This is a genomic window from Nocardioides allogilvus (genome assembly GCF_003047285.1).
Lineage (GTDB): Bacteria > Actinomycetota > Actinomycetes > Propionibacteriales > Nocardioidaceae > Nocardioides > Nocardioides allogilvus.
Genome location: NZ_PZYX01000017.1, coordinates 1 through 26,603, shown reverse-complemented (window position 1 = coordinate 26,603; position 26,603 = coordinate 1). Strand labels below are relative to the sequence as shown.

Annotated in this window: 23 protein-coding genes; 16 read left to right on the top strand and 7 right to left on the bottom strand. The window is 66.9% G+C overall.

From position 1 onward, the window contains the following. The first annotated feature begins 556 nt into the window (after positions 1 to 556). From C9J87_RS18340 to C9J87_RS18305, 8 genes are all read left to right on the top strand, one after another. Positions 557 to 949: a hypothetical protein gene (locus C9J87_RS18340; RefSeq protein ID WP_010834837.1), complete on the top strand. Its 393-nt coding sequence runs from the start codon at positions 557 to 559 to the stop codon at positions 947 to 949. Between the two features lie 154 nt (positions 950 to 1,103). Beyond that, complete coding sequence (locus C9J87_RS18335; protein WP_010834836.1) at positions 1,104 to 1,838, top strand: ABC transporter ATP-binding protein; 735 nt, start codon at positions 1,104 to 1,106, stop codon at positions 1,836 to 1,838. Then, positions 1,835 to 2,749 (top strand): ABC transporter permease, encoded by a 915-nt coding sequence (locus C9J87_RS18330; protein ID WP_010834835.1) that lies wholly within the window; start codon positions 1,835 to 1,837, stop codon positions 2,747 to 2,749. Before C9J87_RS18335 ends, C9J87_RS18330 begins: the two co-directional genes overlap by 4 nt. Continuing rightward, positions 2,742 to 3,728 carry an ABC transporter permease gene (locus C9J87_RS18325; protein WP_010834834.1) on the top strand — a complete coding sequence of 329 codons (987 nt, stop codon included), beginning with the start codon at positions 2,742 to 2,744 and terminating at the stop codon, positions 3,726 to 3,728. The genes C9J87_RS18330 and C9J87_RS18325 overlap by 8 nt, the downstream gene beginning before the upstream one ends. After that, complete coding sequence (locus C9J87_RS18320; RefSeq protein ID WP_010834833.1) at positions 3,725 to 4,342, top strand: hypothetical protein; 618 nt, start codon at positions 3,725 to 3,727, stop codon at positions 4,340 to 4,342. Before C9J87_RS18325 ends, C9J87_RS18320 begins: the two co-directional genes overlap by 4 nt. Before the next feature lie 185 nt (positions 4,343 to 4,527). After that, positions 4,528 to 5,691 (top strand): MFS transporter, encoded by a 1,164-nt coding sequence (locus C9J87_RS18315; RefSeq protein ID WP_010834832.1) that lies wholly within the window; start codon positions 4,528 to 4,530, stop codon positions 5,689 to 5,691. 95 nt (positions 5,692 to 5,786) lie between these two features. Then, positions 5,787 to 6,695, top strand: coding sequence for a metallophosphoesterase family protein (locus tag C9J87_RS18310; protein ID WP_010834831.1), 909 nt, complete (start codon positions 5,787 to 5,789; stop codon positions 6,693 to 6,695). Positions 6,696 to 6,873: 178 nt separating this feature from the next. Continuing rightward, on the top strand, positions 6,874 to 7,233 hold the full coding sequence (locus tag C9J87_RS18305; protein WP_010834830.1) for a hypothetical protein: 360 nt from the start codon (positions 6,874 to 6,876) through the stop codon (positions 7,231 to 7,233). Positions 7,234 to 7,652: 419 nt separating this feature from the next. Here C9J87_RS18305 and C9J87_RS18300 read toward each other — a convergent pair whose 3' ends face one another. Continuing rightward, positions 7,653 to 8,681, bottom strand: a complete 1,029-nt coding sequence (locus C9J87_RS18300) for a cation diffusion facilitator family transporter (RefSeq protein ID WP_051204094.1) — start codon at positions 8,679 to 8,681, stop codon at positions 7,653 to 7,655. A gap of 52 nt (positions 8,682 to 8,733) precedes the next feature. On the opposite strand from C9J87_RS18300, the gene C9J87_RS18295 reads away from it, so the two are divergent. Both C9J87_RS18295 and C9J87_RS18290 read left to right on the top strand, forming a co-directional pair. Then, positions 8,734 to 9,120, top strand: coding sequence for an ArsR/SmtB family transcription factor (locus C9J87_RS18295; protein WP_010831427.1), 387 nt, complete (start codon positions 8,734 to 8,736; stop codon positions 9,118 to 9,120). A 1-nt stretch (position 9,121) separates the two neighbouring features. Beyond that, positions 9,122 to 10,309: a HupE/UreJ family protein gene (locus tag C9J87_RS18290; protein WP_051204093.1), complete on the top strand. Its 1,188-nt coding sequence runs from the start codon at positions 9,122 to 9,124 to the stop codon at positions 10,307 to 10,309. 61 nt (positions 10,310 to 10,370) lie between these two features. Here the strand turns inward: C9J87_RS18290 and C9J87_RS18285 are convergent, their stop codons facing one another. Continuing rightward, the gene (locus C9J87_RS18285; RefSeq protein ID WP_010831425.1) at positions 10,371 to 11,387 is read right to left on the bottom strand and encodes a tyrosine-type recombinase/integrase; all 1,017 of its coding nucleotides are present in this window, start codon (positions 11,385 to 11,387) and stop codon (positions 10,371 to 10,373) included. 485 nt (positions 11,388 to 11,872) lie between these two features. On the opposite strand from C9J87_RS18285, the gene ilvA reads away from it, so the two are divergent. Together ilvA and C9J87_RS18275 are read left to right on the top strand one after the other, a co-directional pair. Further along, positions 11,873 to 13,117 (top strand): threonine ammonia-lyase IlvA, encoded by a 1,245-nt coding sequence (gene ilvA / locus C9J87_RS18280; RefSeq protein WP_051204092.1) that lies wholly within the window; start codon positions 11,873 to 11,875, stop codon positions 13,115 to 13,117. A 181-nt stretch (positions 13,118 to 13,298) separates the two neighbouring features. Continuing rightward, the gene (locus C9J87_RS18275; RefSeq protein ID WP_010831423.1) at positions 13,299 to 14,816 is read left to right on the top strand and encodes a PucR family transcriptional regulator; all 1,518 of its coding nucleotides are present in this window, start codon (positions 13,299 to 13,301) and stop codon (positions 14,814 to 14,816) included. 143 nt (positions 14,817 to 14,959) lie between these two features. Here C9J87_RS18275 and purU read toward each other — a convergent pair whose 3' ends face one another. Further along, positions 14,960 to 15,817, bottom strand: a complete 858-nt coding sequence (purU, locus tag C9J87_RS18270) for a formyltetrahydrofolate deformylase (RefSeq protein WP_010831422.1) — start codon at positions 15,815 to 15,817, stop codon at positions 14,960 to 14,962. Next, entirely contained in the window at positions 15,817 to 18,270 is a 2,454-nt protein-coding gene (locus C9J87_RS18265) for a GcvT family protein (RefSeq protein WP_010831421.1), read from the bottom strand. Before C9J87_RS18265 ends, purU begins: the two co-directional genes overlap by 1 nt. A 204-nt stretch (positions 18,271 to 18,474) precedes the next feature. Between C9J87_RS18265 and C9J87_RS18260 the strand changes: the two genes are divergently transcribed. Continuing rightward, positions 18,475 to 19,350: a bifunctional methylenetetrahydrofolate dehydrogenase/methenyltetrahydrofolate cyclohydrolase gene (locus C9J87_RS18260; protein WP_010831420.1), complete on the top strand. Its 876-nt coding sequence runs from the start codon at positions 18,475 to 18,477 to the stop codon at positions 19,348 to 19,350. Between the two features lie 359 nt (positions 19,351 to 19,709). Here C9J87_RS18260 and C9J87_RS18255 read toward each other — a convergent pair whose 3' ends face one another. Next, a complete protein-coding gene (locus C9J87_RS18255) occupies positions 19,710 to 20,348 on the bottom strand; it encodes an NAD(P)H-dependent oxidoreductase (RefSeq protein WP_010831419.1) in 639 nt (212 codons plus the stop codon). Positions 20,349 to 20,504: 156 nt separating this feature from the next. Beyond that, entirely contained in the window at positions 20,505 to 22,139 is a 1,635-nt protein-coding gene (locus C9J87_RS18250) for an FAD-dependent oxidoreductase (protein ID WP_036489989.1), read from the bottom strand. Positions 22,140 to 22,448: 309 nt separating this feature from the next. Between C9J87_RS18250 and C9J87_RS18245 the strand changes: the two genes are divergently transcribed. The 3 genes from C9J87_RS18245 to C9J87_RS18235 are packed head-to-tail and all read left to right on the top strand — an operon-like array spanning position 22,449 to position 25,930. Next, positions 22,449 to 23,879 (top strand): NAD(P)/FAD-dependent oxidoreductase, encoded by a 1,431-nt coding sequence (locus tag C9J87_RS18245; protein WP_051204090.1) that lies wholly within the window; start codon positions 22,449 to 22,451, stop codon positions 23,877 to 23,879. A 21-nt stretch (positions 23,880 to 23,900) separates the two neighbouring features. Beyond that, on the top strand, positions 23,901 to 25,046 hold the full coding sequence (locus tag C9J87_RS18240; RefSeq protein WP_010831416.1) for an XdhC family protein: 1,146 nt from the start codon (positions 23,901 to 23,903) through the stop codon (positions 25,044 to 25,046). Continuing rightward, positions 25,043 to 25,930, top strand: a complete 888-nt coding sequence (locus C9J87_RS18235) for an AAA family ATPase (protein ID WP_010831415.1) — start codon at positions 25,043 to 25,045, stop codon at positions 25,928 to 25,930. Before C9J87_RS18240 ends, C9J87_RS18235 begins: the two co-directional genes overlap by 4 nt. A 263-nt stretch (positions 25,931 to 26,193) precedes the next feature. On the opposite strand, the gene C9J87_RS20600 is transcribed toward C9J87_RS18235, so the two are convergent. Next, complete coding sequence (locus C9J87_RS20600) at positions 26,194 to 26,508, bottom strand: MOSC domain-containing protein (RefSeq protein WP_157953261.1); 315 nt, start codon at positions 26,506 to 26,508, stop codon at positions 26,194 to 26,196. Positions 26,509 to 26,603: the final 95 nt, after the last annotated feature.

Here is a 26,603-nt window from a genome sequence, read left to right as displayed (position 1 = left end):
CGACGGGACCGTCCTGGTTGGCGCCGTTATCCCTCCCAGGGTGACGCGGATCAGGTCGCCGCGAAGATCAGCGATGTTTTCAACCGCTGGACACGTCTGGGCGCTTCCCTGGATTCGAGGCTGGGCGGCTGCGAGGACATGAGCCACGTACAGTCCGCCTCTCCACGAGGCCGACGCGAGCGCATCTGGTCGGTCGACCAGATCGGCAACGCTCCATTTCTGCTGCTGACCCCGAGGAGGTCGACAGCCGTGCGCACCTGGAGCGGGAAACGATCGCCTCGCCGATGATGCCGCCGGCCCGTTGCGATGCGCACACCGGTCCGCAGTGACGGCACAGGCGCACAGGCCCAGGCACCGCTGGGTGAGGGCGGTTGTCCGATGCTCCGCGCGATCCACCACTCCGAAGGGACGTCGACTCCCACGAGCTGTCCCCGATCACCATCGATCTCTCGCCCCGGCGCTGAGAACACCCTCAGGATTCCTCAACACCCTCACAGTCGCCCTTGCGCACTCTGGGTTACAGGTCGCAACCGCGACCGCTACGGAAGGAAGTCCCATGAAGAAGCTCAACCGAACCGCCGCGGTCGTCGGGACCGCCGCTGTCCTGGCCGCTCTCGGCCTCGGCGGCGCCGTCACAGCGGCCCAGGCCGACACCAACCCTGCCCCCTCGACCGTGCAGACGTCGGACGGTGACGGCGAGGTCAACGACGCCACTGAGGGCACCGAGACGGAGTCGCAGGAGGCCGAGGACGGTCCCAACCAGGGCCCGGACGCCAACCCCAACGAGCCCGGCCACCAGGACGCCGACGAGTCCGGCGAGGCTGAAGGCGCCGAGGGCGCCGAGGGCGCCGAGGGCGCCGAGGCCGAGGACGGCCCGAACCAGGGCCCGGACGTCAACCCCAACGAGCCCGGCCACCAGGACGCCGACGAGTCCGGCGAGACCAAGTAGCCGACCGATCCCCCGTTAGGTCGCTGCGTCGCCAGTTCGTCGGTACATCGGTGGGGCCCGTTGCCACCTGGCAGCGGGTCCCACCTCTCCGCCCGGACGGCTTGCTCCGAGACACGCACCATCACCCATCCACTCGCACGTAAGGAAGAACGTCATGAGCGAACCTGTGATCGAGCTGCAGGGCCTCCAGCACCGTTACGACACCGATCTGGTGTTGCGCGATGTGGATCTGAGCATCGGGGAGGGCGAGATCTTCGGCTTCTTGGGGCACAACGGCGCCGGCAAGACCACCGCGATGAACATCTTGACCACCCTGCTGGAGCCCACGGGCGGGACCGCAACGATCTGCGGGTACGACGTGGTCACCGACCGGCGCGAGGTGACCCGCCTCATCGGCTACCTGCCGGCCGATGTCCGCATGTACGGGCACATGAGCGCCGCTGAGAACCTGGAGTTCCTCGCCAAGCTCTCCGGCGTCCCCGACGCCCGGGCCGCTGCACGGGAAACCCTCGAATACCTGGGGTGTGCCGATCTTGCCAAGCGCCGGGTGGGCACGTTCTCCACAGGCATGCGGCAACGGATCGGGATCGCCCAGGCCATCGTGCACCGACCGCACGTCCTGTTCCTCGACGAGCCCACCTCGGGCCTGGACCCGATGGGGGTGCGACAGCTGCGCGAGACCGTGCTCCAACTCAACCGCGACCTCGGCATGACCGTGTTCATGAACACCCACCAGCTCAACGAGGTCTCCAAGGTGTGCACCACGATCGGGGTGCTCAACCATGGCGAGCTCATCTACAACGACAGCATCGAGGCAACGATGCGACGGTTCCCCGACGAGGCCTCGCTGGAGGACATCTACGTCCGAGTCGGGGACCTTGCCTCATGATCGGCACCATCGCCTCGCAGCAGAGCCTGCTGCTGCGACGCCAACACGTCGCCCTGGTCGGGCTGATCACGATGCTGGCCGTCACGGCCATAGCCGGGGTCCTGGGCTGGTCCAGCCACCACACGATCGTGCGGGTCTTCGACCAGGCGGTCCGGTTGCAGGCAGCCGCGGGACAGCCGGCGCCACCGAACCCATTCCTGCTCAAGCCGAACCTGTCGCTGCTGTCCAACATGGTGGTCTACATCCCGCTCATCGGGGCGCTCCTGGCACTGGTCGTGGGGCACCTGAGCATGGTCGATGACCAGAGCAAAGGGATGGGTCGGCTCCTGTTCACCCGGCAGGTCACCCGCACCCAGTACGCCCTGGGCAAGGTTCTGGCTGCGACCAGGTTCCTGGCCCTGACCCTGGTGGGGTGCGGCGTGGTCAGCATCGTGGCGCTGCTCGCCGTGAACCGGACCCTCAGTCCCTCGGACCTGGGCAGGCTCACCGGGTTCTACGTCCTCTCGTGGTCCTACCTGGCGGTCTTCGTCCTGGTCGGCATACTGACGGCCCTGCTCACCCGCAGACGCTCCCTGGCCCTGCTCTCCGCGATCGGCGTGTGGCTGGTCATCACCTTCGTCGTCCCCCAGTTCACCTCAGGGCTACGACCCACACAGTCACTCAACCCGCTGACCGAACCCGCCGGCACCTCCCAGGCGTTCTTCCGAGTCACCCAGCACGCCCAACCACTGTCCATCGTCGAGCAGTACAAGACCGCCGCCGGAAACATCCTCGGCACCTCACCCACCAGCCCCACCACCGAGACGGTGCTCACCATCGTGCCCACTCTCATCGCTGGGTTTGGGCTCCTCGTGCTGGTGCTCTGGCGGATCCAGCGCCACGACTACGCCAGGAGCGCCTCCGATGAGTGAGTCCACGAACCGCATCATGCAGGTCGCCCGGCACGAGTATCGAGCCGCCGTCCGAAGCCGTGCACTGATCATCCTGCTCGCCATCCTGGTCGTGGCCACCGGCTTCTCCGTGTTCATCGGGGCCACCGACTACGCCGCACAGCTCGCGGAGTACGACGCCTACCGTGCGGCCGCACAAGCGCAGGGGTTGACCCGGATCGCCCCCTCGCCGCTCGCGGTCCTCTCCCTGCTCCGCGGCGCATTCGAGTACCTGGAGATCATCGGGGCAATCATCGCGATCACCCTCGGGTACCTCTCGGTGTCGCGCGAGCGGGTCAGCCGCACCCTCCCCCTGCTGCGGTCCCGCCCGTTGACCGGCACGGAGCTGGCCGCCGGAACCTTCCTCGGCGCTCTAGCGATCTTCACCACCCTCATCGCAGCAACCGCGGTCGTCGGCATCGTCGCGCTCGGCACCATCGGGAACGACTGGATCAACCCCGCACAAGTCCTGCGGCTCACGCTGGCCTGCGTCGCGGCGCTGCTCTACCTCAGCGCGTTCTACTGCCTGGGCGCCATCGCCACCGCCAAGGCCAAGATGCCCGCCAACGGCCTGGTCATCGCACTGGGTATCTGGCTCCTGGTCGTCCTCGTCCTCCCCCAAATCGGCGACACCCTCGACGCGGACAACCAGCTCCCCGGGGGCCTGTTCCAGGCCTTGGGGCTCAACCACGACGGCGAAATCGCCGTCCTCACCCACTTCACCGGATACGAGCAGGTGCGGACCGGCATCGAGGAAGCCTCGCTCGCCAAGCACTTCGAGCGATTCGCGTTCGCGATGAGTGACGTCAAGGAACGCTACCGGCCCTACGGCCTCCCCTGGCTCCTCAACGAGACCCGTCACGACATCGGCTGGCTGTTCGCCTACGCCGCCGTCCTGTTCCTCGGCCTGCGCCGCACCCTCACCCGCCAACAACCCATCCCAACCGGAGGAAACTCATGACGAAGCAGAACCAGAACCACACCCGCCGGCACCCCGGCCGAGCGACCCGAGCGGCCCTGGCAACCGTAGCGGCCGTGGCCGTCCTGGCACTCGCCACCGCATGCGGAGGCTCCAGCACCAGCAGCGCCGGCGACACGACCCCATCCGCAGGCGGAAGTGCCGCCGACAGCTCGGCGGTCCTGCCGGTCCAGTCCAACCCGATCAAGAACACTTCGACGACCCAGGCACTGACCATCGACAGCGTCCTGGTCGAGAACAACGTCGACGCCTCCGGGGCGACCGCGGACGACCACCTCGAGATCGCGGTCACCAACAGCGGCAGCGCCGACCTGTCCGGGTTCGAGGTGTACTACACGATCACCGACTCCAAGACGTCCGACACCGAGTCCTACTACACCAAGCTCCCGCCATCTTTCACCGTCGCACCGGGAGCCAGCAGGGTCATCCACTTCGACGACACGGGTGAGGCCGACCACTTCCCCACCAACCAGTACGGCCTCTACTACACCGACACCAACCCGCTCGATGTGACCGTCGAGGTCAGTGCCTCCGACAGTGCACCCCAGACCCTCACCGTCGCCAAGGACGCCGGCGGCGCAGAAGAAGCCGACTGAAGAGGGCAACCCAGCTCCGTGCGCCGAGTCTGCCTAGGCTTGGCCGCGTGGCTACTCGTCGACCGCACCCGGGGATAGACGGGTCGATGAACGCATCCGCGCCAAGCCCCCAGTCACCCAGGCGGCCCAGGTGGTCGCCCTGGCGGACGGTCGTCGCGTTCGGAGCCGTCAGTCTCGCGGGTGACATGGTCTACGAGGGCATGCGCTCGATCGCGGGGCCCTTCCTCGGGAGCCTGGGCGCCACCGCACTCGTCGTCGGGCTCATCACCGGCGCCGGCGAGGCGATGGCGCTGATCCTTCGGTTGTTCTCCGGTCCGCTCGCGGACCGGAGCGGCCGGTACTGGTCGCTGACCATCCTCGGCTACGCGATGACCGCGATCTGCGTGCCTCTGCTGGCGGTGGCGCCGTTCGTGGGCAGTGCGGGCCTGTTCCTGGCAGCGACGCTGATCCTGCTCGAGCGCGCCGGGAAGGCCATCCGGAGCCCGTCGAAGTCCGCTCTGCTCGCGCGCGTGGCGGTCTCGGTGGGTCGTGGCCGTGGCTTCGCCGTGCACAAGGCACTGGACCAGGTCGGGGCGTTCGCCGGTCCCCTCCTGGTCGCCGGCGTCATCGCCCTCGCCGGTGTCCAGTGGCCCGCGTTCGCGGCGCTGGCAGTCCCGGGCGCGGTGTGCATGCTGCTGCTGCTCACCCTCAAACACCACTCGGACGAAGCACGACCCGAGCTCGAGGCCCCGCACGAGGACGAGGGGCCGGGTGGCCCGTCGACCCACGGGAGCTCAGTCGTCGAGCCGCAGGCGCTGCCGGCGCACTTCTACGCCTTCGCCGTCTCGTGCGCCCTGGGCACGCTGGGGTTGATGACGTTCGGGGTCATCTCCTACCACCTTGTCGAGGCCGGACTGGTCGCGACGGCCGTGGTCCCACTCCTCTACGCCGCCGCGATGGCGACCGAGGCGGTGGCCGCCCTGGGCACCGGGTTCGCCTACGACCGCTGGGGCGCCCCCATCCTCTACACGCTCCCGGCGCTCATCGTCACCGTCCCGGTGCTCGCCCTCTCCGACACCTGGTCCCTCGTCCTCGCGGGCGTCCTCATCTGGGGGGCGGTGACCGGCGTCCAGGACTCGACCGTCAAGGCACTGGTGGCCGACCTGGTCCCCCAGCGCCGGCTCGCCACCGCCTACGGCGTCTTCGCGGCGTTCCAAGGCGTCGCGGCCCTGGCCGGCGGGACGCTGGCAGGCGGCCTCTACACCGACCACCGCCCCCTGCTCATCGCCCTGGTGGCCGTGGCTCAAGTCCTCTCCGCGGCCCTACTTGCGGTCGCGCTGCGCCACCGCGCCACGCACACGCCGGTCTGACCACCCACACAGCTCAAACCGCCGTGACCAACCCCCGCCACCGGGCAGCACGGGTTCTCAGCGCTCTCTCAGGCCCACTCGGCGACCATGACCGTGTGCTGACCCGGCGAAGGACCCTGATCGGCGTCACCATGATTGCAACGCTGGCAGCATTCGCGGCGGCGGTGCTCCTCATCGGCTTCGACCGGTCCGCGGATCTGCCGTCGCCAGTCACCGGCGACAAGGTCCCAGCCCTCACCCGACCCCCGCTGGTACGGGTCGCAGTCGCCGGCGACACCGGGACCGGCGACAGCGCCGAGGAGGCGACAGCCGAGCAGATGACCGAGCAAGCGCAGGCAAACGGTGGACCCTACGACGCCTTGCTGCTCCTGGGCGACCTCATCTACGAGGACGGTGAAGTTGACCTCGTCGACGACGCCGTCACCGATCCGTTCGCCGCCCTACTCGAGAACGGCACCACCCTGGTGCCAGTACTGGGCAACCATGACTACATCAGCGGTGAACAGACGCAGATCCTGGGCACTCTCGGACGAGACACCACCTGGTATGCCACGCGTATCGGGCAGCTGCGGTTGGTCGTCCTCGACACCGAACACACCGATGACCCCAGCCAGACCGCATGGCTCGAAGACACACTCGGGACTCCCCAGCCACCCGGCACATGGACCGTCGTCGCGATGCACAAGCCCGCCTACTCGGCCGGGTACCACGGATCGGACGAGGAAGTGCAGCGGCTCTGGGCACCGCTCTTCGACAAGTACGACGTGCCTCTGGTGCTTGCCGGGCACGATCACGACTACCAGCGTTCGAAGGCCATCAACGGCGTGACCTACGTCGTGTCCGGCGCTGGTGCGAAGCTGCGACCAACAGGGCACGAGGACTTCACCGCCGTGAGCGCATCGACACTCCACTTCGTGGACATGCTGGTCTACAGCGACCGCATCGTGCTCCGAGCCATCGACCAGGACGGGATGCTCGTCGACATGTTCACCCTCCGGCGTTAGTCAGCCGCCGGCGATGCAAGAAGCATCGAACCGTTCCGAGCGGACACGTGCCACCCAGCGGCCCGGTTGGAGGGCGGTGATGAGGAGGTCCTCAGGATTCCTCAGCGTCCTCACAGCGACCCCTAGGCACTCTGAAGGCACGAGGTCGCAACCGGCGACCACCCACCGAGGAGACACCATGAGGAACCTCAAGCGCAACGCGGCAATCGCCGGCGCCGCCGCGATCTTGGCGGCACTCGGCGTCGGGGGTGCAGTCACCGCCCAGGCCTCGACCAACGACCCGGCCCCGATCGTGCAGCAATCCGAAGGCGACGGCGAGGTCGAGGGCGCCGAGGAGGCCGCCGACGGTCCCAACCAGGGCCCGGACGCCAACCCCAACGAGCCCGGCCACCAGGACGCCGACGAGTCCGGCGAGGCTGAGGGAACCGAGGGCGCTGAAGGCGCCGAGGAGGCCGACGACGGTCCCAATCAGGGCCCCGACGCCAACCCCAACGAGCCCGGCCACCAGGACGCCGACGAGTCCGGGGAGACCGAGTAAGCGACCTGTCCCCCGTTCAGGTCGCTGAACCGCCGGCAGTCGGCACATCGGTGGGGCTCGTTGCTCAACGCAACCGGCCCCACCTGTCTGTTTCGTAGAGGCATCTCGCCTGCGCTGGACGGGGCCGCTCGCCATCGTCGCTGGAAATGATCGTGTGGTTGTCCGGCAGTACCGGGCCCGTGTACCGGGCCTTTGCACCCGGGTTTTTCTACAGGGCCGGGCCCCTTGCGACTCCGAACTCGATGGGTGGCTCGTCTACGTCAGGTTGCGGACAGGAACGCCGAACGACGGTGCTGGTCTCGATGCGACAGCTCGACTCGATCGTCAGCGTCCAGTCAGGACTCCTTGCGCAAACCCCCCTTCTTGATCGAGCGGCTGCCTAGAGGAGGCATCGGCCGCGCAGTGGCTGCGTCGTCGCCCTACGCATGGTGGTCGAGAAGGTCGTGGTGATCGCTGTCGTCGGCCGGTTCGGGGCTGACGTGGATCGTGACGTCCGAAAGCTTGGGAACCCCGTGCAGCAGTCGGTGATGTGCCTCGTTGGCGATGTCGTGGGCGGCGACGACTCCCAGGCCTGCGTCGACGGTGATGCCAGCGTCGGCGACGATCCGGTGGCCGATCCAGCGCAGACGGACACGCTCGAGGCCGGTGACCCCGGGGGTGTCCAGGAGCGTCTGCTCGGCGGCTTCGGTGACCGCCGGGTCGATCGCGTCCATCAGGCGCCGGTAGATGTCCCGGGCGGCGCCTCGAAGCACCACGAGGATGGCGAGGGTGATCAAGATGCCCACGATGGGGTCCGCCAGGGGGTAGCCGAGGAGGACGCCCAGGGCGCCCGCGACCACTGCCAGGGAGGTAAATCCGTCCGTGCGCGCGTGCAGACCGTCGGCGACCAGTGCTGCGGAACCGATGCGTCGCCCGACCCTGATGCGATAGACGGCGACGAGCTCGTTACCGATGAAGCCGACGACACCCGCGGCTGCCACGACCCACGGGTAGGTAACGGTGGCACCGTTGACCAGCTTGTCGATCGACTCCCACCCCGCCACCAGAGCCGAGAGCGCGATCATCACGACGATGAAGATTCCGGCCAGATCCTCCGCCCTGCCGAATCCGTAGGTGTAGCGACGGGTGGCGGCGCGGCGGCTCAGCACGAAGGCCACCCACAGTGGCAGGGCGGTCAACGCGTCGGAGAAGTTGTGGATCGTGTCGGCCAGCAGAGCCGTCGAGTTCGTCAGGAAAACGACCCCGAGTTGGGCTACGGCCGTGAGTCCGAGCACGACCAGGCTGATCTTCACCGCACGGATGCCCTCAGCGCTGCCCTCCAGCTCGCTGTCCACGGAGTCAGCGGCGTCGTGGCTGTGCGGCTTGACGAGGTGCTTCAGCTTACCGAGCAGCCCATCGGCGTGGTCGTGTCCATGCACCGGGGCACCCCCGTGCTCGTGGTCTGACATGCGGCCCAGTATCCGCGTGTCCGCGCATATACGCAAACGCTATGATTATCTCATGCACGCCGAACTTCCAGACTTCGCCATGCCCGACGAACGCCAGGTCACCCTCGCCGCCGACGCGTTCCGGCTCCTGGCGGACCCCACCCGGATCCGTATCCTGTGGGCGCTGCTCCAAGGTGAGACCTCGGTCAACTGCCTGGCCGAACTGGTCGAATCGTCGCCCTCGGCGGTGAGCCAGCATCTGGCCAAGCTGCGCCTAGCAGGGTTGGTGACCGGACGACGTGAAGGCACCTTCATGTACTACGCGGCAGGTAGCAGCCACGTGCATGCCCTCCTGAACGAGGCGCTCTTCCATGCCGACCATACCGACCGCGGCTTGGGCAGCGACGTTCCCCACAGCCACAAGACCGGTCGTCCTGCGACCGATGCGACGCTGCGCTGACATGCCGAAGGTGAAGACGCCGGGGGTCCCAGCCGCGTTGGGGCTCGCCCTCCTCTTCGTATCGGTGAGTGCGCCGGCCCCGGCCTACGCGCACGGAATCAGCGGCGACGCGAGCGATGCATCCGTGTTCGGCTTCATCGAGCTCGGCATCACCCACATGCTCACCGGCTGGGACCACCTCGCGTTCGTCGCGGGAGTCCTCCTTGTCGCCCAGTCCTTCGGACTGTCCGTCAAGTTGATCAGCATCTTCGTGTTGGGGCACTCGACGACACTTATCGCCGCAACGCTTCTGGGCTGGCAGGTCAACGCCGACTACGTCGATGCCGTGATTGCTGGTTCGGTGGCCTTCGTCGGCTGCGTCGGCATTCTTGGCCGACCGCGACGTTGGGGCTGGTTCGGCATTGTGGTCGCCGGCTTCGGCCTGGTCCACGGCCTGGGGCTGGCCACGCGGTTCGCCGACCTGGGGCTTCCTGAGAACGGACGTCTGCTGAAGGTGATCGCCTTCAACATCGGCATTGAAGTTGGCCAGGCCACGGCCATCTTCGCCATGTTTGTGGTGGGCTCACTGCTCGCTTCGTTCCTTGTCCGACCCACGACGGGTGCAAACGACTCGGGACCTCCCACTGGGGCCGTGATCGACGAGGACGGTGACATGGGCGCGGACGCGCCTCGATCGCGCGAGCAACTCGCCACCCAGCTCGCGTCGGCAGCGCTCTTCATCGGCGGATCCGTCACCGGCGCACTCGTGGCGCTCAATGCGTTCATGGCCGAGCAGGGCCCTGAACCGGTCCGACTGGCGGACGGTACGCGCTGCACTATCGAGGCCCTCTCCGAGACCCTCCCCGGGAGCGGCGGGCACCCGAAGCGGAGCTTCTACTCCCCGGGCGACGTGATACCGATCAACGACTTCGGTCACTCGCTCGGCGACGGTTACGTCGTCGTGCTCTACTCACCCGACATCGACAGCGCGGACCTTGCCAAACTGCGCGACTACGTCGCATCGTCCGACGCCCGAGGCGTCGTGGCCGGAGCAGTGACGTCCAAGGGGGCCGACCGCATCCCCAGCGACGGACTCGATCCCGCCACGGCCGTCAAGGTCCTGCACCAGCAGGACGAGCTGACCTGCGGGACCTTCGAGCTCGACAGCATCGAGGCCTTCGCAGACGCCTGGTTGCGGCCAGCCGGCTAGCTCGTGTTCCTGGAACGACCGGCCTGCGGGAACTGATGGGCAACTGGCGGCTGCATGTGAGTCACAGGCCGAGGTCGCGGCTTGAGGTCGTGGCGAGTGCTTCGAGCGGGCGGATGTAGCGGTTCACGAGGACGGTGAGGTCCTTGTGTCGGGTCTGTGCGGCGATCCGGTTCAGGGGGACACCGGCCATCGCTGCGGCGGTGGCGTGCCCGGCGCGTAGGGAGTGGGCGGTGATCCGGGTGCCGTCGAGGCCGGCGGCTTCGGCGCGGGAGCGGAGCATGCGGGCGACCACATGGCCCGACAGCGGCTGGAGGCTCACCGTGCTGGCCCAGATCCGGGTGAACAGGGCGCCGGGGGTTTCGCCGCGGGCGGCGCGCCAGGCGTTGAGGGCAGCGACGGGGTCGGTGAGGGCGTGTTGGCCGTGGGCGACGGCTACCTGTTGGCCGTGGCCGTCGCGGTCGGTCTTGGACTGGCGGATGTGCAGCAGGAGGCCGGCGGGCTTGTGCTCGATGTCGGTGAGGGTGAGTCCGACGAGTTCGCCGCGGCGCAGGGCGGAGGCGTAGCCGAGCAGGATGATCGCGGCATCCCGGGTTCCGATCGGGGTGCTGCGGTCGATGGGGGCGACGATCTGGCGGATCTCGGCGACGGTGAGCGGCCGGGCCAGGCGTCGTGGTGCGGCGCCGTAGGTGCGGACCAGGCCACGGCGGACTTGCCGGACTGCCTCGGAGGCGACCGGGTCGTCGGTGCCGGTCATCCGGTGGACGTGCCGGATCACGGTGCAGGACATGTCGAGGGTGCTGATCGCCCTGCCGTCCTCGGCGCGTTCGGTCAGGTAGGCCGCCAGGGCCAGCGCGTCGCCGGGCAGGGCGGTGGTGCCACGGCGGGCGCACCAGCGTTCCCAGTGCCCCCAGACCTGGGCGTACACGCCGCGGGTGGTTTCGCTCTTGGCAGCCGCGATCGCGCGGGTGATCCGGGCGGCGTCGAGCTCGGTGATCCCGGCGGGCAGGGCCGGCGGCTCGGGCCGGATCAGGTCAAGGGTGGTGCTGGTGGGCAGGGTGGCGTTCATGAAGTGGGTCATGGCCGGGTTGTACCGGCCCTGGGAACGGCGCCGCCCGCTCCCCCAACGCCAGATACGCGGCTCACCGGACTGCGGCGGCACGGCGTTGATCACATAAGGCTGACTTTGTGATGACCGAGTCAAGTTAGAAAGCTTTCAGGCTCGGTTCCCCAGAGGGAACCGAGCCTGAAATTCGTAGCGGGGGCAGGATTTGAACCTGCGACCTCTGGGAGAGATCGGGCGCTACGGATCGGCCGGGAAAATCGCGGATCTCCTCGGGTTTACGGGGAGAATTGTGCTGATTCACTTCGGAGTGTAGCGGGGACGAACGGGGTCGTGACCGACTGTAAGTGTCTAGTTTGTGGCAGCGAGACGAATCGCAACGAGCAGGCCGGCAGCCCCTCCACCGCTACGAGGTCGCGAATCCAGTTGTGGGGACCACCAGCCTCCGCACGCTGCTTGGACGACGGTCCGTGAGGCCCGACAGGGCTGCGATCCTTGGACACATGTCCGTGACATCGCGCGAAGTGGACGAGGCCGCTGCCCGCCTCGAGGGCGTGGTCGATCGTACGCCGCTGCACCGGTCGCAACGCCTGTCGGCGCTGACGGGCCTCGATGTCTGGCTCAAGCGCGAGGACCTCCAGGACGTCCGCTCGTACAAGGCCCGCGGCGCCTACAACCTCATCGCACAACTGTCGGCGGCAGAGCGCTCCGCGGGCGTCACCTGCGCGAGCGCGGGCAACCACGCGCAGGGCGTCGCCTTCGCGTGCGCGCGCACGGGGGTGCGCGCCACCATCCACCTCCCCCGCACCACGCCGCGCCAGAAGCGCGAGAGGATCGCCGCTCTCGGCGGCAGCGGCGTCCACGTGGTCGTCGACGGCGACACCTACGACGACGCAGCCGCCCTCTCCCGCGCGTTCGCTCTGGAGTCCGGCGCCACGCAGGTCCCCGCCTTCGACGACCCGCGGACCATCGCCGGCCAGGGAACCGTCGCGGCAGAGATCCTCGCCCAGCTCCCCGCGCCACCCCACACCGTCGTCGTCCCGGTCGGGGGCGGCGGGCTGCTCGCCGGGACCCTCGGCCACCTGGCGGACCGGTCCCCCGGCACACGCGTGTTCGGCGCGGAGCCGGCAGGCGCCGCCTCCATGGCCGCGGCCCTCGCCAACGGCGGCCCCGTGGAGCTGGACGACCTCGACGGCTTCATCGATGGCGCCGCCGTGCGCAAGGTCGGCACCCTCACCTACGAGGCTGCCCGCCTGCACGGGCCGAGCCTGCTCGCGGTCCCCGAGGGCCTGGTCTGCGTCGAGATGCTCGACCTCTACCAGTCCGACGGCATCATCGCCGAGCCCGCCGGCGCCCTCGCCCCGGCCGCTCTCCGGATGCCATCGGACCTGCGGCCCGGGTCGACGGTCGTCTGCGTGCTGTCTGGCGGCAACAACGACGTGAGCCGGTACGCCGAGGTGGTCGAGCGCGCGCTCATCCACGAGGGACTCAAGCACTACTTCCTGGTCGACTTTCCCCAGGAGCCCGGGGCGCTGCGGCGCTTCCTCGACGAGGTGCTGGGACCGGACGACGACATCACCCTGTTCGAGTACGTCAAAAGATCCAACCGCGAGACCGGCCCGGCGCTGGTCGGCGTGGAGCTGCAGCGACGGGCGGACTACGCCACCTTGATCCGCCGAATGGAGGACTCTCCCCTGCGCGTCGAGCTGGTGGAGCCCAGCAGCCCGCTGTTCCGCTTCGTGCAGTAGGGGCGAGCGCGTCTCACCACGAGCGCACCCACACGCAGTGCTCCGAGCGCCGCAGGTCCTCGATGGCCTCGGCGCGTTCCCGGGCCGGCCGTCGGCGTGGAGGCTGACCACGTCGGCGACCTCGTCCCCCACGCACCGCGTCGACCGGGACCACGCGCGATCGGGCATGGGAACATGTCATGTGCGATTCACCATCGGTTCCCTGGTTGAGGACCCCCTTGTCCGCACGCAGATCGTGGCTGGTGCAGCCGGCCGTGATCGGCGGGTGATGTGGGCGCACACGTGCGAAGTCGAGGATCCTTGGAACTGGCTCGGCAGTGGAGACCTGTTGATGACCGACGGTTACAGCTTTCCATCTGATCCCGAAGGACAGACCGCATTCGTTCGCGCGCTGGCCGAAGCCGACATCGCCGGACTCGCCCTGGGCGAGGGCTTCAAGGCGCCACCCCTGACCGGTGAGGCGCTTGCCGCCGCAGATGCCCTCGACTTTCCCATCCTGCTGACGGCTCGCAGTGTTCCCTTCGTCACCCTTGCCCGCTTGGTCGCCGACGCCAACGGTGGTCAGGACAGCCTGCGTGCCTCACAGGTGCTACGCCTCTACAACATCCTGCGGCGTTCGCAGGCCAGAGGCGAAGGAGACAGACTTCTCGACGACTGCGCGACCGAACTGCGAGCAGACCTGAACGTGCTCGAGCTGCGGCACGGCAGGGAGTTGCTGCCCAGCCGGAGCAGCATCCCCGACCCGCTGCGCGAAGCAGTGCTTGCGCGAGTTGCCGAGCAGCGCGGTCAGCTGTCGGCGTTCAACCGCATCAAGGACGGCGACGTGTCGGCCTTGCTGGTCCCAGTCGGGTCGAGCGACTCAGCCGCGCTTCTCGTCCGGACCAACCCGGAGCAATCTGCTCCAGACCTGCTCCTGGCGCAGCACACGGCGACGATTGCCGAGTTCGAGGTCGAGCGCCGGGCGGCCCGAGCAGCAAGGGCGCGGGCGCGGGCGGCCGGCCTGGTGCGAAACATGCTCGATCGCACCATCGCTCCGGAGGCAGCTGTTGTACAGCTCACGGCACTCGGACTGGGCGAGGGGCCATGGCAGGTGACGGCGTGGAAGGACGGTCCAGCGTCGGTGGACAACGACCCTTCGACAAGCACGCTGGTGGATGCTCTGGCTTATGTCCCGTGGCCCCATCTCTACGCCTACGTTGACGACACTCACCTCGTGACCGTGATGCAAGCCCAGTACCAGCAAGGGCTTGAGCTCGAGAAGCCTCGGGCCAAGCACGGTGCAAGCCAGCCGTTCGCCGCCGTTTCTCGCTTCGCGGACGCAGTTCGTGAAGCCCGATGGGCGCTGGAGAGCGCCATCCAGGGCGGAGTCAGCTCGGCGGTCTACGGATCGCACGGCTCCTACTTCATGCCCAGTACGGTCGCCGAGGGCCAGTTTGCCGTCCAACGTCTCCTCGGCGCCCTGATCGCCTACGACGACGAGCACGACTCGGAGCTCATACGATCGCTGGAGGTGTACTTCGAGGCGAACCGATCCTGGCAAGAGGGCGCAAGACGTCTGGGTATCCACAAGCAGACTCTCGTGTACCGCCTGCACAAGGTCGAAGAGCTCACCGGAACTGACCTTCGGGACTTCGGAGTACAGGCTGAGCTCTACCTGGCGCTACGGACCCTGCGGCTGCTCACGCCTGATCGGGACTGAAGAGCTCCCGCGCCTCGCGCCTCTGCACTGTCAGTTCTCGCCCAAGACAATGTTTGCTCCGAGTGACGTCTGCTCCATGGTCGGGTACCAGTCGGACACACCATCCACACGCTCCCACTCAGGCGGGACCGTCCAGAGCCGACTCATCGGAACACCACCGTTCTCGAACCGTTCATCAGCACCTTGTGCTCAGCGTGAGCCGTCACGGCGCGCGCCAGTGCGAGTGCTTCGAGATCGCGTCCGACAGCAGTGAGATCCGCGGCAGAGTGGAGATGGTCGACCCGCGTGAAGTCCTGCTCGATGATCGGCCCCTCGTCGAGGTCGGCCGTCACGTAGTGGGCCGTGGCGCCGATCACCTTCACGCCGCGAGCATGCGCCTGGAAGTAGGGGCGCGCACCCTTGAAGCTCGGCAGCAGACTGTGGTGAATGTTGATCGCCCGGCCGGCAAGGTGCTCGGCCAACTCGTTGGAGAGGATTTGCATGTAGCGGGCGAGCACGACGGTTTCAGCGTCGTAGGCCGCGATGAGCTTGCGCAGCTCCGCTTCAGCCATGGACTTGCTCTCGGGAGTGACGGGGACATGGTGGAAGGGGACTCCGTGCCATTCCGCCAGCCCTCTCAGGTCTTCGTGGTTGGACACGACAGCAACGGCCTCGGCTTGCAGAGAGCCCACCTGGACGCGGTGGAGGAGGTCATTGAGGCAGTGGCTCTGACGCGAGACCATGACAAGCATCCGATGCCTTCGGCTCGGGTCGTGGATCGCCCAGTCGGCTTCGAGGACCCCACCGACGGTCGCACCGAACTCCGCGCGGACCTGTTCGAAGTCGATCGGGCTCCGCGGCAGCGGGGCAGCGTGCACCCGCATGAAGAAGAGGTTGGTCTCTTCGTCACCAAACTGTTGGCTGTCCCGAATGGTGAAGCCCCGGTCGGCCAGGAACCCTCCCACCATGGCGACGATTCCTTGCCTGTCGGTGCAAGAGAGTGTGAGAACCAGATCATGCATCAGCTCTTCGGCCTTTCAGACTTGGGGTCATACATGGGGCTGAGGGATGCGCGAGCCGGTACTCGTCGCCCTCCCACTTCGATGTCGTACGGCTCCGCCTCGAACCAGCTCCGCGGAACGATCTCCGGGGCTTCCACCCACCCCAGGGCGACCGCGCCGCCCAGGGTGTGCCCGTACTGGGCTGACGCCACCCGGCCAACCAGCCGGCTGTCCCGATAGATGGGCTCGTCGTGGAAGAGCAGGGTGCTTGGGTCCTCAAGGACGAACTGGACCAGACGGCGTGCCGCACCCTCGCTCTTCGCCCTCTCCAATGACTCTCGACCGACGAACCCGCCCGGCTTGTCCCACTTGACCGTGAACGAAAGACCGGCCTCGATGGCGTTGTCGGCGGCAGAGATGTCGTGGCCCCAGCTGCGGTAGGCCTTCTCGAGCCGGAGGGAGTTCATCGCGTGGTAGCCGACGGGCTGCAGACCGTGCTGGCCGCCGGCCTCCCGGATCACGTTCCAGACGTGACGCGCACTCTCGGAAGGGATCAAGAGCTCCCATCCCAGCTCGCCCACGTAGGTCACGCGAGTAGCGCGCACGAACGTCAGACCGAGGTCGATCTCACGTGAAGCGCCGAAGGGGAAGGCATCATTCGACAAGTCGGCGTCGGTGAGCGACCCGAGGAGGTCCCGCGCGTGAGGTCCCATCACCGCCAGCATGGCCATCGTGCCGCTGACGTCGGCCACCGTGCAGAACTCCTCTCGGCGGATGTGGCGCTGGAGGTGCGCCCGATCGCGAGCAATGGTGGCGGGGCCCGAGAGCACCAGGAACTGGTCGGGGGCGATCCGTGTGATGGTGACGTCGGACTCGATGCCACCGTGCTCGTTCAGCCACTGGGTATAGGTGATGCGCCCCACCGCGGTGTCGACGTTGTTCACCGAGAGCCGATTGAGGACCTGTAGTGCATCTCGGCCCTGCACCAGCAGCTTCCCGAACGAGGACGTGTCGATCATCCCGACCGATTCCCGAACGGCGCGGTGTTCGCGGGCGGAGTGCTCGAACCAGTTGGGGCGGCCGAACGAGTACTCGTACCGTCGGTCGACGCCGTCAGGCGCGTACCAGTTGGCACGTTCCCAGCCTGCGAGCTCGCCGAAAACGGCTCCCGCGTGGGATGTCAGCTCGTAGAGCGGGCTCGTTCGCAGGGCGCGGGCTGTGGAGCGTTGTTGGAAGGGCCAATGGATCTCATAGGCCAGATCCAGCGATTCGACGACTCGCTCCTCCAAGAACCGCCGGTTGGTCTCGTGTCGCTGCACGCGACCCAGATCCGTTTCTGGAAGGTCGACCGGACTACGTCCGTCGACGATCCAGTCCGCCAGTACCGACCCGGCTCCCGGCCCAGACAGGAACCCGACTGAGTTGAAGCCGGCAGCGACGAAGAAGTTTTGCAGGTTCGGCGCTTCGCCCAAGTGGTACTGACCATCAGGAGTGAAGCTCTCCGGACCGCAGAAGTGAAGCTTGATGCCTGCATCTGCCAGCACCGGGACGCGTTCCACCATCTTCTCGTAGTACTCGCCGAGGTGGTCCCAGTCCTCGGGCAGTTGCAGGTAACCATCCGTGACTGGAATGCCTCGGGAAGCCCAGGGATAGCTGCCCGGCTCGAAGAACCCGACCATGAGCGCGCCCGCTTCGTCCTTGACATACGCGTACTCGTCCCCGCTCTTGATGGTCGGCAGGTTCCGAGGTAGATCCTTGATCGCCTCAGTCACCACGTAGTAGTGGGCGAGCGCTTGAAGTGGCACATCCACACCGGCCATGGCGCCTATCTCCCGACCCCACATGCCGCCCGCGTTGACCACGTACTCGGCCTCGATGTCTCCCACGCTCGTGTTGACGCCAGTGACTCGTCCACCTGCGGTCTGGACGCCCGTCACAACGACACCCTCCACGATGCGCACGCCCCGTTGAGCGGCGCCTCGAGCCAAGGAGATGGTGGTGTCGGTGGCACTCCCACGCCCGTCCTGAGGGAAGTACAGGCTGCCCTGGAGACCCTGCGGATTCAGCAGGGGATGCAGTTCGAGGGTGCGGTCGGTGTCCAGCAGCTCGGCAGTGATTCCATTGCCGCGCACCACGCTGGCGAGGTGCTGCATCTCCTCGAGTCGCTCCCGCGAGGTAGCGAGGTTGAGCGTTCCTGTGGTGACGAAGCCGGTCGAGAACCCGGTGTCCTCCTCCAGGCTCTGGAACACCTCGAGGCTGCGCTGCACGACTTCACGCGTACCCCAGGTGCCGCGTGCCTGGGTTACCAGGCCAGCCGCGTGCCAGGTCGTCCCTGAGGTCAGGGTGTTGCGCTCGAGGAGAACCACGTCAGTCCACCCGCGGCAAGCCAGATGGTAAGCCGTGCTGGTCCCGATGATGCCGCCGCCCACGACTACGACCTGCGCCCGGCCGGGCAGTTGCTTCTGCGCTCCCATGTAGCCACCTTTCGTTGCAAGGACGGTGCCTCGCGAGCGAGGGCATCGCCATGCGTCGCCCTATCAAAAGGACGAGCCGCGGCTGTGCGATCGATCAATGGTGCTTCGGGCGAACCTCGCTGAGGGTTGGCGCGGGTGACTGCCGCTGGCCGTTTGTCAGCGGTTCGCGACCTGCTTCGACGATGCTGGAGAAAGGGCATGTTGATGGAACGGAAGGCGCTCGTTCTCGACGGCAACCTCGCGGCACGCAGGGTGAAGGAGTCGCTTGTCCCACGCGTCGCTGCGCTCGTCGCCTCCGGTCGGAGGCCCGGCCTCGGAACGGTTCTCGTCGGTGATGACCCCGGGTCGGTCGCCTATGTAGGTGGCAAACATCGCGATTGCGCCCAGGTCGGCGTCCACTCGATCCGCATCGACCTCCCCTCGACCGCCTCCGAGGCCGAAGTCCTCGAGGCGGTGATGCGGCTGAACGAGGATCCTCGGTGCACGGGCTTCATCGTGCAGCTGCCGTTGCCCGCCCACATCGACACTCATCGAGTGCTCAATGCCATCGATCCCGAGAAGGACGCGGACGGTCTTCATCCCGTCAACCTCGGCCGGCTCGTGCTCAACCAGCCGGGGACGCTGCCGTGCACTCCCCGCGGGATCCTTGAGCTGCTTCGCGGGCACGACGTTCCCATTACCGGTTCGCAGTTCTGCGTCATCGGGTGTGGCACGACAGTGGGTCGTCCCCTCGGGCTCATGCTGACCCGTCCGAGTGAGCATGCGACCGTCACCATGGTGAACGAGGCAACGGTCGATGTGGCTGCCCATACGCGCGTAGCGGACGTGGTCATCGCTGCGGCGGGCGTGGCGCACCTGGTGAAGCCCTTCTGGATCAAGCCCGGCGCCACGGTGCTGTCTGTGGGCATCACCCGCACTGTGGAAGGCATCCTGGGCGATGTCCACCCCGACGTGGCGGAGGTGGCTGGGCGCTGGACGCGCGCCACCGGCGGTGTGGGGCCAATGACGAGGGCCATGTTGCTGCGCAACGTCGTCGAGCTCGCGGACCGTGCGGGCGAAGATCGCACTCACGGCTGTTAGAGCCTGGGTCCAGGTTCCGAAGATGATGCAGCCTTTGCGCCGGCCCGTAAGCCTCGGGTTGGCTGCTACAAGACCCAACGGCAGTCGTCGGAGAGGTACGGCTCGCACCTCAGGCACCGAGGCTCAGAGCATCCGGCGCAGTGCTGGAGTTCCTCGCCGCAATCCTCGCAGGACCTGAGTGAGCTCGACTGTGTTGCCGACCATCCGGTCCTTGCTGGTGTCGCCCAGGTCCTCTGTCTACCGGGCACCTGTTGCTTCGCCATTGTCATACCTCCGTTCGAGATCGCAGGGAAAGGGCAGCTGCCCAGCCGGCTGGATGAGCCATGAGATCGTCTCGGTACAGCGAGAAGCGCGCGCGACTACGCGTTCGCGTCGCCGGGAGTCGACGCGGATTCGCCCCGCAACCTTCCGGACACCCGGACGATACGGCTGGCCAGGTGCTCGAGTGCAGCTACTTGCGGCGTTCCCAACGGCTCCTTGTTCGACTGGCCAGTCACGTGGGACACGCCGTACGGATTGCCGTCGACGAACTTGAGGGGATCGGTGTAGCCCGGTGGCACGAGGACACCACCGAAGTGGTAGACGCTGTTGTAGAGCGCGAGCAGAGTCGACTCCTGACCCCCGTGTGCCGTCTGAGTGGCCGTGGAACCGGCGTATGCCTTGTCCGCCAGCAGGCCCTGTGACCACTGCGGCCCCAAGGTGTCCAAGAACTGCTTCAGCTGACTGGCAACGTTTCCGAACCGAGTTGGCGTTCCGAACAGGACGCCGTCCGCCCACAGCACGTCATCGGCTGACGCGACATCGATGTGTTCAGTGGCACTCGCATGCTCTGCCCACGCCTGGTTGCGTGACACGGCCTCCGGCGGGGCCAGTTCCTCGACTCGGCGGAGCCGGACCTCCGCGCCGGCGCCGCGCGCGAAGGTCGCCAGCCGTTCGGCCATCGAATGAATGGTCCCCGTAGCGGAGTAGTAGATGACAGCGACCTTGACCGGCGACATGTGGAACCTTTCGGAAAGGAAGAGCGACGGACCAGTTCCATGGTGTCGTCACGTCTGCGAGCCCTCCTACTCACTGTCAGAAGAAAAAGCCGCCGGGGTTTGCGGGTGTACTGCGGTTCTTGCGCCGACGTGTGGACGCAGGCACTTCGACGACGATCAGTCCCTACGACCTGCATCGCGGAGGTCCGCCCACGTCACGAGCTTGACCCGGCTGCGGCCTTGATCGCGACCTGCACGCACCTCCGCATCGTCGATTCGTCGCCATTCGTCGACCCCCAGCAGGCCGGGCCGTCGCACCCGTGCGAGGGCTGCGAATGATTCCGAGCCCCCGGCCGGATCTGCTAGGTGTCCGTTCCTGAAGTCCTCGACCAGCGAGGCGACTGTCTCGGCCGAGTCGATGCGATTCGTCCCGATGACCCCCGAGGCCCCGCGTTTCGCCCATCCGGCGCAATACACGCCCGGCATCGGCCGCCCGGCGGGCATGTCGATGACCCGTCCCGCACGATTCGGGACTACTCCCCTGTCCACGTCGAAGGGCAATCCGTCGATGGGCTGTCCGGTGAATCCCACCGCCCAGATGACGAGCGAGGTCTCGATCATCTCGGTGGTCCCGTCATGCCGGGCCAGCTCGACGCCGGTCACCTCGTGCTGGCCCAAGACTGCCAGCGGCGTCAGACCGTAGCGGAGGACTATGCGCCGAGGCCGTGCGCGATTGCGAGCGGCAGCCTCGGCGACGATGCCGGCTCGGCGAGCCAGGGCCCACCCGCCGCTCGCGAGGGAAGCAGCGGCCCAGTCATCGTCCGTGACAGCAACTTCGTTCGCGTTCGCGAGGAGATCTACGTGTGGCAGGTGTGCCAGCGCCGACAGCTCGGCTGTGCTGTAGGCGGCGAAGGCTTGTGACCTGCGTCCGACAATGGACACTTCATCGATGTTGCTGGCGGCTAGGGACCTGAGCGCGGCGTCGGACATCGACGTAGACCCGTATGCGGTGGACGGCTGGGCGAGCAGGCGCGCGACGTCCAGGGCTACATTGCCGTTGCCGACGACGACCGCCCTCCGCCCTTTGATGCTGAAATCCGGGACGGCGCTGTCGGGGTGACCGTTGTACCAAGACACGAAGTCTCTGGCTGAGACCGAACCGGTGAGATCTTCCCCTGGGACGCCTGGCCGTCGCGCGCCAGCTGCTCCAGTTGCCACGATGACAGCGTGGTGATGCTGCAGCACTTCTGCGATCGAGATGTCGCGTCCCACCTCCACGTCGAACAGACAACGCACATTGGGCCTGACCAAGACGCGGCCCAGCCGGTCAGCGATGCGCTTGGTGGACTCGTGGTCGGGCGCGACTCCTGCGCGGATCAGCCCGAAAGGCGTGGGGAGCCGTTCGATGATCGTCACCTCGACGCCGGGGATCTCTGTCAACTCGTTGGCCGCATACAGGGCAGCGGGTCCCGATCCGATCACCGCGACCGTCAGTGTCGACAGGCCCGGAGGGAGACGATGGCGGGAGACCACCGGTGGTTCAACCGGCGTCGACGGACGCGCCTCGAAGTACTCGGCGTTGATCGCGCCGAATCCGGCAAGGTTCGAGGGCAGTGCCTCGCTGGAGTAGATCGCATCAACCGGACATGCGGTGGCGCAAGCGCCGCAATCGATACAGCTCGACGGATCGATGTAGAGCTGTTCCGTGCTCTCGAAGTCGGGATCGCCGGGTCGAGGTCGGATGCACTGGACCGGACACACCGGGATGCAGGCCGCGTCCTTGCAACATGACTGAGTAATAGCGAAGGTCATCCAGCGCGCCCCTCTCCGGACTCGACGGCTCATCCTCGTCCGAAGAGACCGCCTGTGCACTGCTGGGTGGTACAAAGGCCAACGACGAGATTGTGCGGAAGTCACCAAGGCTCGATGCCAGGCTCGCGATCGGCATCACCTGCCAGCCCACTACCGCTTCCGTACAAGCCCCGACGCATCTTTGCCCGCGACTGTGCAGGAGTGCGGTTCTGACCGCTCCTAGATTGACCAGATGCGTTCCTCGAACAGCTCCGCTTCTCCGCCTCCGCGCCGGCAGCACGCACGGACCCGTACTCGAGGAGTCGTCCGATGAGTGCAACGTGGCGCGTCCCACGCGTCCATGACTTGAACATCGCCGACGCGGGAGTTCGCTCGTTCTGGATGGCTGACGCGCTGGTCGACGAGGCAGGCCGCATGGATGCCGAGCCGCTGACCTCCAATCTCCGGGCCGATGTGTGCATCGTCGGTGGCGGCTTCACCGGCTTGTGGACCGCGATCGAGCTGAAGACCCGCGAACCCACCATCGACGTGGTCCTGCTCGAAGCGGGTCTGTGCGGCTCCGGAGCCAGCGGAGCCAACGCCGGCATGCTGATGAACCTGTGGCCCAAACTGCCGTCCCTGCTGCGTGCGGGCGGCAAGGACGAGGGCGCAGACGTGGCTCGGGCGTCGGTGGAGGCGATCGATCACATTCGCCGCTTCTGCGTCGAACATGGCATCGACGCGCAGATCGAGTCGAACGGGTGGTTGTGGGCGTCGAACAACAGCAGCCAGGACGGGGCGTGGACTGACACCCTCGAAGCCGCGACCGCATACCGCGAATGCCCCTTCGTCGAAGTCGACGCCGCGGAAGCGACTCGACTGGCTGGTGCGCCCGCACGGGGCGGAATCCTCGACCCGACCTGCGTGGGTCTGCACCCCGCACGTCTCGCCCGTGGTCTCATGAGAGTCGCCCAGACCCTGGGTGTCGTAGTGCACGAGCACAGCCCGATGACGGGATTGCTCCGCGAGCACGCTGCCACCACAGTGACAACTGACTCTGGATCAGTCCGAGCCGCTTCGGTGGTTTTGGCGATCAACGCGTGGTGCAACCAGTTCCCGCAACTTCGCTCCCACCTCGTCACGACGGCCTCGGACAATGTGGTGGTTCGCCCGCGACACGAGCTGGCAAACCCTCCGCTCACCAACGTCTCGGACTCCGGGCGCCTCTTGGACTATTGGCGTCCGATGAGCGGCGGCGACGTCCTCTTCGGCAAGGCAGGCCTTGGTATCGGTTGGGGCGTCCGGGGTACCAACACAATGTTCACCGCAGCCCCACGCCCGGACCGACTGTTGGCGCAGATGGCGCGAACGGTGCCCAGCTTGGCAGGCGCCGAACTGGTGTCCTCGTGGCGCGCGCCCGTCGAGTACTCGCTGTCCTCTCTACCCTTCTTCGGCGAGATCAACGGCTTCCCGGGCGTCTACTACGGCACGGGCTACTCGGGTGATGGCATCGGGCCGTCTGTCATCGGCGCTCAGATCCTGGCCGGCCTAGCCACCAGGTCGACTGACGGAATGACAACGTCGTTCTTGACAAGGGCACCCTCGGGACACGGCCTTCCGCCCGAGCCGTTCCGTTACTTAGGCGGCCAACTCGTCAAGGCGGCAATGCTTCGCCAAGACCGCAAACAAGATGACGAGGCCCGGATCGACCTCCCCACCCGTCTCATAGCGCGGATCGACCCCACATCGTTCCTTGGATGACCGACCGCAAGGAGACACATCATGCGCGACATCATCGATCGCCTCATTGAATGGTGGGACGACGGCGTCTCGATCGGACTGGCCACCGTCGTCGACACCTCGAAGTCTGCCCCGCGTGGGCCCGGCGCCGCGATGGGCGTCGGACCCGACGGCACGGTGCACGGCTCAGTATCTGGGGGCTGCGTGGAAGGCGCCGTTTACGAGATTGCGCGCGAGGTCGTCGCAGATGGAGTTCCGGTGCTCGAGCACTACGGGTACTCCGACGACGAAGCCTTCGCGGTCGGGCTCACGTGTGGAGGAGAACTGGACGTCTTCGTGGAACGGCTCGACCGTGAAACCTTCCCGCACTTTGCCGAAGTCGTCGACGACATCCGCACCGGTCGACCCGTGGCCGTCGCGACTGTCGTCGACCATCCCGACGCCGCGTGGCGTGGTCGACGGGTAGTGCTGTACCCGGAAGGAGGGGAGCTCTCGATCAAGGGCTCCTTGGGTAGCGACAGGGCCGACAACGCAGTGGCCGATGACGCACTCGGACTGTTGGCTGCTGGTCACAACGCGATGCTCACCTACGGTCCCGACGGCCAACGGCTCGGCGATGGAATGAAGGTGTTCGTCCAGGCGTTCGCGCCGCAGCCACGGATGCTTGTCTTCGGCGCTATCGACTTCGCTGCGGCGGTCGCATCCGTGGGGTCCTTTCTCGGCTACAACGTCACCGTGTGTGACGCGCGACCCGTCTTCGCGACCTCGGCACGCTTTCCCCAGGCGGATGAGGTCGTTGTGGACTGGCCACACAGGTACCTGGCACGAGAGCACCAGGAAGGACGGGTCGACGATCGCACAGTCATCGCCGTTCTCACCCACGACCCGAAGTTCGACGTGCCCCTCCTCTCCGTTGCGCTCACCCTCCCCGCCGCGTATGTCGGCGTGATGGGTTCACGTCGCACTCACGACGACCGGATGACTCGCCTTCGAGAAGCCGGCGTCACACAGGAGCAGCTCGACCGCATGTCTAGCCCGATCGGCCTCGATCTGGGCGCTCGTACTCCCGAGGAGACCGCAATCAGCATCGCAGCCGAAATCGTCTCCAGCCGCTGGGGTGGGACCGGATTACCTCTCAGCTCGACGGACGGCGCCATTCATCGCCCCGAAGCTGCGGTATCGCTGTGATCCCGGCCGACCGAGTCGACTCACCGGACGACGTTGAGCGACTGCTGGGCGAGACCGGCTACCTCTGCTCACCGGAGCTGGCTGCGGTTGTCTTCTTAGCGATGAAGATGCACAGACCGCTTCTGCTGGAGGGCGAACCCGGTACGGGCAAGACCGCCCTTGCGGAGGCTGTGGCCACCGCCTGGCAATTGCCCCTCCTTCGGCTCCAATGTTATGAGGGCATCGATTCCACCCAAGCTCTCTATGACTGGGACTTTCCCCGTCAGATCCTGCACCTGCGCGCCTTGGAAGCAGCCGGTGCGGTCGACGCAGCGGAAGCCGAAAAGGGGCTCTTCGACGAGCGCTTCCTGTTGCCGCGCCCGGTGCTCCAGGCCTTGCGGCAGGCCCCGACCGTCCTGCTCATCGACGAAGTCGACCGAGCCGACGACGAGTTCGAAGCCTTCCTGCTCGAGGTTCTCTCGACGAATCAGGTAAGCATTCCGGAGATCGGCGCGGTCCGGGCATCCGTCCCTCCAGTGGTAGTGCTGACTTCCAACCGGACGCGCGAACTACACGATGCGCTGAAGCGTCGATGTCTCTACCACTGGGTCGAACACCCCGGACTGGAACGCGAACTGCAGATCGTCCACTCCCGCGCCCCCGAGGTCTCAAGAGAACTAGCAGCGCAGGTCGTGCGAGTGGTCCAAGAAGTTCGACTTGAGGAACACGCACTGCTCAAGCCGCCTGGCGTCGCCGAAACATTGGATTGGGCGAAAGCGCTCCACTATCTCCAGACAGTCGAGTTGAATCTCGAGGCAGCCGCCGTCACGCTGGGCGCCCTGGTGAAGTATCACGAAGACGCCGAGCGTGTGAGTCGCGCCATGGAGCAGATCCTCGGGTCGTGACCTCGCCGTCAGAGACGTCGCGGCCACGGCCGCGACCGGGATGACGTGTGCCTGCGGCGTGTGCGAATCACGTCACGTACATGTCCGCCGAGGCGACCCAGCGCGGGGCGTTGCATTCGGATCCTGTTGTTCCTCACCCACGCGCCGGACACACTCCGTGTTGCCTCCGCTGTCTCGTTCGTCTAACGGGCCCAGTCCCGCGACTCTGTACCTCCTCCGTGAGTGGCACAACCAGCACGCAGGAGCGCCTACCAGACAATCCGTCAGCTCGTCAGCGCTACCCGGTCGCCGACGCGGACACGTCCTGGCGACACGACACCTGCGTACATGCCGTATAGGACGGCAGGACCCGACTCGCTCGGCGTGGCACCGCGCACTTCCCGGATGCGTCGCTGCACTTGGAGTGCCCGGTCGCCGTCGTACGGACGATGCTCGACAGCCACGCATCGTGGAACCCCGCTGATGACCCTGAGCGCACAGTCTCCGACCGCCACGGCTCGGTCAGCCCAGGAGTCCTCTCGATAGGGGTCCGGGCCCAGATCGAGCGTCATGTTCAACCGGAACCGACGACCGTCCACGGTCAAGTCCCAGGTAGTGGTGTAGCGCTGCGTTCTCCTTCGTTGGTGGTTCAGGCGGTGAGTGCGGGCAGGTCGTGGGCTCCGATCTCGGGTTC